We start from the raw sequence: 1,788 nt of genomic DNA, 5'->3' as shown, positions 1-1,788 counted from the left end.
AACAGGAGAAAGACTGACACTTGAACAGCTTCGTATTCTACCTACGGCACGTTGCATGCAAGATTTTTCATATGAAGTATTACGAACATAAATTTTTTCAATATCTGTTTTTCTAAGAAGTGAAACGTAATGGATTCCCTATCTTATCCATTTGTTTCGCTTTTCTATTTTGCAGCACTGTAACATACTTTGTCGTCTCGTTCATTGTATAAATAGACTAGCTATGCTAAAATTTTGAGGTACACTGTCACTGTGGGGGAGAAATTATGATATATTATGGCATTGCTCTAGCGGTCATCTTAGTAGATCAATTTACGAAATGGCTTATTGTAACGTATATGGAATATGGGGATAGTATCCAGGTTATTCAAGACGTGTTATACATAACTTCTCATCGAAATAGGGGAGCAGCATGGGGAATGTTGCAAAATCAAATGTGGTTTTTTTACTTAATTACTATTGTGTTTGTGATTGCGATTGTATATTACCTAAAGAAATTTGGAAAACGTGATAAGCTTCTTGGCGTAGCACTTGGGCTTATTTTAGGAGGAGCGTTAGGAAACTTTATAGATCGTGTATTTCGGAAAGAAGTTGTAGACTTCATTCACACGTATATCTTTTCATACAATTTTCCAGTATTTAATGTGGCGGATTCCTCACTCTGTATCGGCGTAGCTCTTTTGTTTATACAGACGCTGATGGAAGGGAAGAAAGCGAAGGAGCAAGAATAAATGGCAGAAACAATACAACTAACAGCAGTAGAGGAACAAAATGGGGAACGAATTGACAGAGTACTTGCGAGTGTAGATGAAGAATGGTCACGTTCTCAAGTACAACAATGGATTAAAGAAGGGATTGTTACCGTTAATGGTACACCAGTAAAGGGAAACTACAAAGTAAAAATAGGTGACGAAATTATCGTACATGTTCCTGATCCGGAGCCATTGGATGTCGTTCCACAAAAGATGGATTTAGATATTTATTATGAAGATTCTGATGTAATTGTCGTTAATAAGCCTCGTGGAATGGTTGTGCATCCCGCAAATGGTCATACAACTGGCACACTTGTCAACGGTGTATTGTATCATTGTAAGGATTTATCTGGAATCAATGGTGTGATGAGACCAGGAATTGTGCATCGTATTGATAAAGACACATCTGGTTTGTTAATGATAGCGAAAAATGATTTAGCGCATGAGTCGCTTGTAAATCAGCTTGTAGCCAAAACGGTAACAAGACGGTATAAAGCTATTGTTCATGGTGTGATTGAACATGAAACGGGAACGATAGATGCACCCATTGGAAGAGATAAGAACGATCGGCAAAGTATGACAGTTGAGGAAAATGGAAAGCATGCAGTTACCCATTTTCATGTGATTCAACGGTTTCGTGACTATACATTCATTGAATGTAGACTTGAAACTGGACGGACACATCAAATCCGCGTTCATATGAAGTATATTGGATATCCGCTGGCAGGCGATCCGAAATACGGACCAAAGAAAACGTTGGACATTAATGGACAAGCTCTTCATGCAGGGATTCTAGGTTTCGTACATCCAAGAACAGGGGAGTACCTAGAATTTGAAGCACCGCTTCCACAAGATTTTGAAGATGCACTTGATTACTTACGCAAATCATCTTGACATTTGTCGAAAAAATTGGCATACTAATAACAGTTAAATAAGTCCTTTAACACAGCCCCGTGAGGTTGAGAAGGAAACGGATAAACTGGGATTAGATGACACACTCTATCTGTATCCAAAACCTTCTCGCACAGCGGGAAGG

At 38.6% G+C, this 1,788-nt stretch carries 2 protein-coding genes; both read left to right on the top strand.

The window, feature by feature from the left end:
• Nucleotides 1-266: 266 nt before the first annotated feature.
• Nucleotides 267-731 (top strand): signal peptidase II, encoded by a 465-nt coding sequence (gene lspA, locus AC11ZT_RS08520; RefSeq protein WP_484059191.1) that lies wholly within the window; start codon nt 267-269, stop codon nt 729-731.
• Nucleotides 732-1,646 (top strand): RluA family pseudouridine synthase, encoded by a 915-nt coding sequence (locus tag AC11ZT_RS08515; protein ID WP_484059190.1) that lies wholly within the window; start codon nt 732-734, stop codon nt 1,644-1,646.
• The last annotated feature ends 142 nt before the right edge of the window (nt 1,647-1,788 follow it).

It is taken from the genome of Ectobacillus sp., assembly GCF_056992975.1.
This window is presented reverse-complemented; position numbering and strand designations above follow the sequence as displayed.

Bases quoted from the DNA above. Each gene is read 5' to 3' on its own strand.
- lspA (WP_484059191.1), top strand. From the start codon at position 267: ATGATATATTATGGCATTGCTCTAGCGGTCATCTTAGTAGATCAATTT.
- AC11ZT_RS08515 (WP_484059190.1), top strand. From the start codon at position 732: ATGGCAGAAACAATACAACTAACAGCAGTAGAGGAACAAAATGGGGAA.